The sequence below is a fragment of the uncultured Albimonas sp. genome (assembly GCF_963977235.1).
GTDB lineage: Bacteria > Pseudomonadota > Alphaproteobacteria > Rhodobacterales > Rhodobacteraceae > Albimonas.
Genome location: NZ_CAXBOD010000111.1, coordinates 1 through 6910 on the forward strand (window position 1 = coordinate 1; position 6910 = coordinate 6910).

Annotated in this window: 8 protein-coding genes; 1 reads left to right on the top strand and 7 read right to left on the bottom strand. The window is 72.4% G+C overall.

Annotation, left to right across the window (positions count from 1 at the left end; all coding sequences use genetic code 11):
- Positions 1–176: 176 nt before the first annotated feature.
- The 7 genes from AAC134_RS23120 to AAC134_RS23150 all read right to left on the bottom strand — a co-directional run bounded on the left by AAC134_RS23120 (position 177) and on the right by AAC134_RS23150 (position 6113).
- A complete protein-coding gene (locus tag AAC134_RS23120) occupies positions 177–1088 on the bottom strand; it encodes a cytochrome c (protein ID WP_339952042.1) in 912 nt (303 codons plus the stop codon).
- A 5-nt stretch (positions 1089–1093) separates the two neighbouring features.
- Complete coding sequence (locus tag AAC134_RS23125) at positions 1094–1567, bottom strand: cytochrome c (RefSeq protein WP_339952044.1); 474 nt, start codon at positions 1565–1567, stop codon at positions 1094–1096.
- Positions 1568–1777: 210 nt separating this feature from the next.
- On the bottom strand, positions 1778–2938 hold the full coding sequence (gene ctaA, locus AAC134_RS23130) for a heme A synthase (RefSeq protein WP_339952046.1): 1161 nt from the start codon (positions 2936–2938) through the stop codon (positions 1778–1780).
- A gap of 228 nt (positions 2939–3166) precedes the next feature.
- Complete coding sequence (locus tag AAC134_RS23135; RefSeq protein ID WP_339952048.1) at positions 3167–3661, bottom strand: RcnB family protein; 495 nt, start codon at positions 3659–3661, stop codon at positions 3167–3169.
- 65 nt (positions 3662–3726) lie between these two features.
- On the bottom strand, positions 3727–4503 hold the full coding sequence (locus tag AAC134_RS23140) for an RNA methyltransferase (protein ID WP_339952050.1): 777 nt from the start codon (positions 4501–4503) through the stop codon (positions 3727–3729).
- A 163-nt stretch (positions 4504–4666) separates the two neighbouring features.
- Complete coding sequence (locus AAC134_RS23145) at positions 4667–5248, bottom strand: HD domain-containing protein (protein ID WP_339952052.1); 582 nt, start codon at positions 5246–5248, stop codon at positions 4667–4669.
- A gap of 37 nt (positions 5249–5285) precedes the next feature.
- Entirely contained in the window at positions 5286–6113 is an 828-nt protein-coding gene (locus AAC134_RS23150) for a class I SAM-dependent methyltransferase (protein ID WP_339952054.1), read from the bottom strand.
- Positions 6114–6438: 325 nt separating this feature from the next.
- Between AAC134_RS23150 and AAC134_RS23155 the strand changes: the two genes are divergently transcribed.
- A partial coding sequence (locus AAC134_RS23155; protein ID WP_339952056.1) for an isocitrate/isopropylmalate family dehydrogenase occupies positions 6439–6910 on the top strand: 472 nt, incomplete at its 3' end.

A 6910-nucleotide genomic window follows, 5' to 3' on the forward strand; every position in this document is an offset into this window, starting at 1 on the left:
CCTTGACCCCTGCGGGCGAGTCGCTCAGGCATCAAGCAGCGACGGACGGCTTCGGGGAACAGGCGCGGCCCTGTTCCCGGGTGAGTCGGGAGCTCCGCCGGAGGCTCCCCCACTCGACGCTCAGGCGCCCCGCCAGCCGCGGGCCAGGCCCCCCCGCAGGGCGCCTCCTGTCTCCCTTATTCCACCGCCGGCACGGCCTTGAGATAGGCCGCGATCGCCTCGCGATCCTCGGCCGGCAGTTTCGAGGTCTCCTCGATCACCGCCGCCATGCCGCCGCCGGCGCTGTCGTAGTCCGGGGTGAACCCGCTCTCGAGATAGTAGGCGATGTCGGCGGCCGACCAGCCCCCGATCTCCGACGACGCAGGCGTGATGTTGGGGATCGAGCCCTCCCCGTCCGGGTTCGGCCCGCCGGCCAGCCAGCGCGTGTAGTCCGGCCCGCCCAGCGGGTCGCGGGGCGTGTGGCATTCGCCGCAATGGCCGATCCCCTCGACCAGCCGGCGCCCGGCCTCCTCCTGCCCAGAGAGGCCCGCGACCACCGGCTCGGGCTTGAAATACAACAGCTTCCACCCCCCGACCGCCGCGCGGATCGAGAACGGGAACCCCACGTCGTGGGGCTTTGAGGGCGTCGGATCCGCCGGCAGCGTCTTGAGATAGGCCCAAAGATCAAGGGCGTCCGCCACCTCCATCCGCCCGTAGGACGGCCAGGGGAAGGCGGGATAGAGATGCTCCCCCTCCGCCCCCACGCCGCGCAGAAAGGCCGAGGCGAACTGCGCGGGCGTCCATCCCCCGATTCCCGCCTGCGGGTCCTGGGAGATGTTGGGGGCGTGGAAGGTTCCGAACTCGGTGGGAAACGCGCGCCCGCCGGCGAGCGCCAAGCGCGCCTCGCCCTCGGCCCCCGGGGCCGCGTGGCACGACACGCACGAGCCGAGCGCGAACAGCCGCTCGCCCCGTGCCGCCGCCTCGGGCGAGGGGCTCCATCCGGCGACCGCGTCGGCCCCGATCGGATCGGGAGCGGTCAGCCACAGGGCCGCGCCCCCGCCCGCCGCGGCCAGGGCCGCGACGGGGATCAGCCAGCGCCAGGAAGCCATGACGCTCAGTTCTTCTTGACGCGGTAGTTTTCGTGGCAGGCCTTGCAGTTCTGGGCCACCAGACCCAGCGCGGCCTTCATCTCGTCGGCGTTGGTCATCGGCATCGACTTGGCCTGCTGGGTGTCGGCGATGAACTTGGCCGCCGTCTCCTGGAAGCCGGCCGCGTCGTCCCAGATCGCCGGCGCCGCCTCGGAGGTCTCGGAGGTCGCGCCCTGCGGGAACTGCGCCGGGAAACCGAGGGCGACCGCGTTCAGCGTCAGCAGGGCGCCCTTGACGGCCCGCGGCTCGAACTCGGCCTCGCCCTTGGCGATGGCGGCCATGATGCCGACGGCGGCGCCCGCATCCTTCATCAGGTTCATGCGCAGCGACACGGGGTCGTCGATCTTCGGCTCGACATCGGCGGCATGGGCGAGACCGAGCGAGGCGGCGGCCAGCGCGGCGACAGCCGCCGAGGCGATGACAAACGATTTCCTGGGCATGGGCCTGGGGTCCTCCGTGTTGTGCATGACGCCCGTGACCGGACGCCTTGTCGCACGCTAGCAGAGGAATCGCGGCAGAGGCACGACGGATCAGTTTCCGATGCGGAAACGCCTAGTCTCCGGCCGGAGAACTCGTTCACAAGATCGCGAGTCGGGCGTCAACAGCCGACGTAAGCTTCCGCAGGTCGGAGCGGGCCGCCCCCGCGCCGCTCAGGCGCGGCCGCGGGCGATCTTCTCCTCGGCGGGCCATCCGGCCTCGAAGCGGGCGCGCAGGGCCAGCATCCACAGGGCGATGGCGCCGGCCTGGTGCAGGATCGACCAGGACAGCGGCGCCGCGTGGATCACCGTGACCACGCCCAGCACCACCTGGCCGAACATCATCGCCAGCACCCAGTCCGCCCGCCGCCTCAGCCCGGCATGAGCCGCGCCCCGCATCCGCCACCAGAACACCGCGCCCAGCAGCAGCAGGCCATAGCCCCACATCCGGTGGATGAACTGCACCAGCGCCGGATTCTCGAAGAAGTTGGTCCACAGCGGCACATAGTCGAAGGATTCCGAGGGCAGGAACTCCCCCCCCATCAGCGGCCAGTCGATATAGCCGCGCCCCGCGTCGATCCCCGCCACCAGCGCGCCCAGCAGGATCTGCACGAAGACCGCGAGGCACACGACGCTGGCGAAGGTCATCGGCCCCGACATCCGCCGCCGCCGCGCCTGCAGAAGCTCGGCGCCCGAGCGCGAGATCTCCCACGAATAATGCGCCAGCAGCCCCAGGATCGCGAAGGCGAGGCCGAGGTGCGTCGCGAGGCGATAAGAGGCGACCGAGACCATCTCCCCCTCCAGCCCCGAGGCGACCATCCACCAGCCGATGGCGCCCTGCACGCCGCCCAGCGCGCCGGGCAGCACCAGCCGCCAGGTCCAGCCCGAGGGGATCTTGCGCCGCGCCAGGAACCAGAAGAACCCGACCGCCCAGACCAGCCCGACCAGGCGGCCAAGCTGGCGGTGGCCCCATTCCCACCAGTAGATCGACTTGAACCCCGCGAGATCCATGTCGCGGTGGATCGCCTCGAACTGGGGGATGCCCTGGTATTTCTGGAATTCGGCCTGCCAGGCTTCTTCGCTCAGCGGCGGGATCGCGCCGGTGACGGGCTTCCACTCAGTGATCGAGAGCCCTGAGTCGGTCAGGCGTGTGAGCCCGCCCACCAGCACCATGGCGGCGACCAGCGCTGCCAGGAGCAGCAGCCAGATGGCGATGTGGCGGCGGTTGGCGCGGCGGCGACGCTCGGCCTCGCCCGGCGCGGCGGCGGGCCTTGCGGGCTGGACGGCGGCCGGCTGGCCGGAAACATCCTCGAAGATCGAGCGGGGCCTGGACATGGGCGTCCCCCTGTCGGAACCGGGTCTGCGCGGCCCGCCGCGCCCGGTCCCTGCACGGGGCCCCGGTCGCGCACGCGCCGCGCCGGCCAGGGGAATGCCCGGCCGGCGCGCGCAATTGGCCCGGAACCGGGCCCCGCCGCAAGGGGTCAGGCGCGCCCGCGTCGATGCGGCTCGCGCGATCCCTGCACGTGCGATCCCGCCCGAGCGATCCCCGGACAGGGCGCCGCCTCAGTTCAGCAGGGCGTTGGCAAGGCCAAGCACCGCCGCGATCTGCAGCGTGTCCTGCGAGACGCGCATCACCCGGTCGTCGACCAGGTAGTAGTCGTAGCCCGCGGGCGGCCGGCGCAGCCCATACCGGTCGTAATCGCGGATCACCACATACTCGCGGTCGCGCGACAGGCGGTAGCCCGGCTCATAGACCACGCGGTCGCGACGGTCGCGCTCGACGATGATCACCCGGTCGCCGTCGTCGCCACGCACGTCGCCGCCCTTCGAGCGCTTCCACTCCTGCTTCGAGACGCCCTTCTTGGCGAGGCCCGGCGGCACCCCGCCCGGCGGATCGGCGAAGGCCGGCTGCGACAGGGCGAACGCCACGCCCAGCGCGGTCAGCGCGGCGAGCGCGAGGCCCATGCGGCGAAAGCCGGGGCGGTCCTCGTCGCTGGCGGCGAGGGCTCGGGCGGTCGGCGTCCGGGCGGCAGAGGGAGGGGTCGGGGTCGGGGTCATCTCGGTCTCCTTCCCAGGTCGTTTCCATCGCCGCCGGCCCTGCCCGCTCGGTCGCTCCCCGGGGCTCAGTCCCGCCTGCGCTTGGGCCCTTCGGCCAGCGCGCGGATGATCCCGTGAAGCGTGCGGACGTCCTGGTCGGTCAGCGGCGCTCTCGAGAAAAGATTGCGGATGTTCAAGCGCATCGTCGGGCCCTTTTCGGGCGGAAAGAAGAAGTTCGCCCCCTCGAGCTCGTCCTCCAGCCGCGCGATCACCCGGTCGACCGACTCGCGCCCCGCAAGACCCAGCTTCCCCGGATCCAGCGTTTCGGGCGGGGTTTCCGTGGCCTGGCGGCGCCACTCGTAGGCGGTCAGCAGCACGCACTGCGCCAGGTTCAATGAGGCGAAAACGGGGTTGGCGGGGACCGAGATGATGGCCTGGGCGCGCGCCACCTCCTCGCTTTCCAGGCCGGTGCGCTCGGGGCCGAACAAAACGCCCACTTTCTGCCCCGCTCGGATCCGCGCCAGCGCGTCGGCCATGGCGGCGGCCGGGGTGAACACGGTCTTGGTCATCTCGCGCGTCCGCGCCGTGGTGGCGTAGACGTATTCGAGGTCCGAGAGCGCCCCCGCCTGATCGTCATGCACCGTCGCCCGGTCGAGCACGTGGCTCGCGCCCGAGGCCATGGCCACCGCCCTGGGGTTCGGCCAGCCGTCGCGCGGCGCGGCCAGGCGCAGCCGATCGAGGCCGAAGTTCCACATCGCCCGGCAGGCCGCGCCGATGTTCTCGCCCAGCTGCGGGCGCACAAGGACGAAGACGGGCTGGGCGGTCTCGGTCACCGCCTGCCGGGTGGGGTCGGTTCCGCTCATCGCCGGGATCCTTTCCGCTCGCGCGTCGGGCGGCGGCCGGGGCCGCCGGGAGGGGGGGGCGGCCGGGGCCGCCGGGAGGGGGGGCGGCCGGGGCCGCGGGATCTGCTCGCGGGCGGGGTTTGCCCTCGCCGCGGGCGCAGGGCAAGGGGCGCGCGCCGCGCGCTCAGCCGACCAGAGCCGCGAAATGCGCCCGCACCCGCTCGCGCACGCGGGGCCAGAGACGCGGCGCGCCCTTTTCGATCGGCGGGCCGCAGCGCGCCATCACCTCGGCTTCGCCCACGTTGAAGTCGGGCCAGGTGCCGCCCCCAGTCTCGAGGTTCAAGAGCACCGGCTGCAGCCGGTCGAGCGCCTTGGCAAAGCGCGCGTCGGGGGTCTGGGCGGCCTCGAACTCCCGCCACAGGGCCAGCAGCGCCTCGCCCTGGCGGCCGGGCAGCAGGCCGAAGATCCTCTCGGCGGCGGCGTCCTCGGCCGCGTCATGGTTCTGGGGCCGGGCGCCGTGGAGAGGGACGTCGCCCACGTCGATCTCGACCAGATCGTGGATCAGCAGCATCCGGATCACCCGGTCGACGCGCACGCCCTCGGGCGCCTCCTCGACCAGCGCCATCGCGTAGAGGGCGAGGTGCCAGGAATGTTCGGCCGAGTTCTCGAAGCGCCCCGAGGCGACGCGGCTCGCGCGCGTCACCTCGCGCAGGCGGGCGGCCTCGGAGAGGAAGGCGAGGCGGCGGTCGGTCTCGTCGAGGGTCATGGCGGGCTCCGGGTTCGGGAGGCGGAGAGGCGCGCCGTCAGGCGCGCACCATCCACAGGCTGCTTTCGGGCGCCCCGTTCCAGGGCAGATCGCGGAGGCCCGGCCGCTCGGCCGCGCCCATCCGGGTCAGGGCGTATCGGCTGGCGTGGATCGGGCGATAGGCGCCCGACAGCAGCCAGGGCGCAAGGCCGTTCTGCTCGGAATACCCCCGCCACTCCCAGTCCGGGGGATATCCGTCGGGCAGGAAAACGTCGTGGACATGCACCCGCACGCCGGGCGCGAGGCGGGGCAGGATCTCGGCCAGGATCAGGTCCACGTCCGTGCCGGGCATCAGCAGGTGAGAGCTGTCGAAGACCGCCATGTCGCCGGCCTCCAGCGCCTCGAACAGCGGCAGGTGCGCGGGGGAGAGCAGCTCCCGCCGCCAGCTCACCGCCAGGTCCAGCACGGCCGCGCGAGGCGCAGGGTCGATGCAGACCTGCTCGGCCTGCGCGCCCGCGTCGGCCAGCGCGCGGGCGAGGAAGCGGGTGGAGTGGCCCGAGCCGACCTCGACGATGCGCGCGGGCGGGGCGCTGCGGGCCAGCGCATAGGCCGCCGCGCCGTCGAGCCGGGGGAACCACGCCTGCCCCCAGCGCGGCTGCGGCGCGGCCCCGCCCAGCGCGGCCAGCGGCCCCGCCAGCGCGTCGATCGCCTCCAGCGTCGCCTCGAGCGCCGGGCGCTCAGCCTCCAGCAGCCGCTCCATCGCGGGATAGCCCTGCGGCGGGCGGACCGAGGCGGCATAGCGGTAAGGCACGAAGAACCCCTGCCGGCGCAGGCCGGTCACCGTCTCGAGCCCCATGCGCAGGCGCCTGAACGCGCGGCCGGCCATCGCCTTTTCCCCTTTGGTTGTGCGCCCCCGTCCTACGGCCCGTCCCCCGGCGCCGCAAGCCGGGGCGCGCGCCACGCGAAACCCGTGAAGATTCTCGCCGCCACCGTGTTCGGGCCCCTCGCGCCGGCGCGGTGCGAAGTGCTAGCGTCGCGCGCGTCGCGGCGTCAGGTCGCGACGCCGTCGCGCTCCCGCCCGACGCGAGCGCTTGCCATCCGCGCGGGGCCTTTGTATCCCGCTGCATACCGTTCGACCCACCGCGGCCGGCGCGCCCGTGTCTGCGCCGCGGCCCCGCACACCGACCGGCCCGAGGCCAATGGAGAGCCGCATGAGCAAGATCAAGGTCGAAAATCCCGTCGTGGAGCTCGATGGCGACGAGATGACCCGGATCATCTGGGACTTCATCAAGAAGAAGCTGATCCTGCCCTATCTGGACGTCGATCTGCTCTACTACGACCTCGGCATCGAGGCCCGCGACGACACCGACGACCAGATCACCGTCGATGCGGCCGAGAAGATCCGCGAAATCGGCGTCGGCGTGAAATGCGCCACGATCACCCCCGACGAGCAGCGGGTGGAGGAGTTCGGGCTGAAGCGCATGTACCGCTCGCCCAACGGCACGATCCGCAACATCCTGGGCGGCGTGATCTTCCGCGAGCCGATCATCTGCAAGAACGTGCCGCGGCTGGTGCCGGGCTGGACCCAGCCCATCGTGGTCGGCCGTCACGCCTTCGGCGACCAGTACCGCGCCACCGACTTCCGCTTCCCCGGCAAGGGCAAGCTGACGATCAAGTTCGTCG

Bases quoted from the DNA above. Each gene is read 5' to 3' on its own strand.
- AAC134_RS23150 (WP_339952054.1), bottom strand. From the start codon at position 6,113: ATGGCCGGCCGCGCGTTCAGGCGCCTGCGCATGGGGCTCGAGACGGTG.
- AAC134_RS23145 (WP_339952052.1), bottom strand. From the start codon at position 5,248: ATGACCCTCGACGAGACCGACCGCCGCCTCGCCTTCCTCTCCGAGGCC.
- AAC134_RS23120 (WP_339952042.1), bottom strand. From the start codon at position 1,088: ATGGCTTCCTGGCGCTGGCTGATCCCCGTCGCGGCCCTGGCCGCGGCG.
- AAC134_RS23125 (WP_339952044.1), bottom strand. From the start codon at position 1,567: ATGCCCAGGAAATCGTTTGTCATCGCCTCGGCGGCTGTCGCCGCGCTG.
- ctaA (WP_339952046.1), bottom strand. From the start codon at position 2,938: ATGTCCAGGCCCCGCTCGATCTTCGAGGATGTTTCCGGCCAGCCGGCC.
- AAC134_RS23135 (WP_339952048.1), bottom strand. From the start codon at position 3,661: ATGACCCCGACCCCGACCCCTCCCTCTGCCGCCCGGACGCCGACCGCC.
- AAC134_RS23140 (WP_339952050.1), bottom strand. From the start codon at position 4,503: ATGAGCGGAACCGACCCCACCCGGCAGGCGGTGACCGAGACCGCCCAG.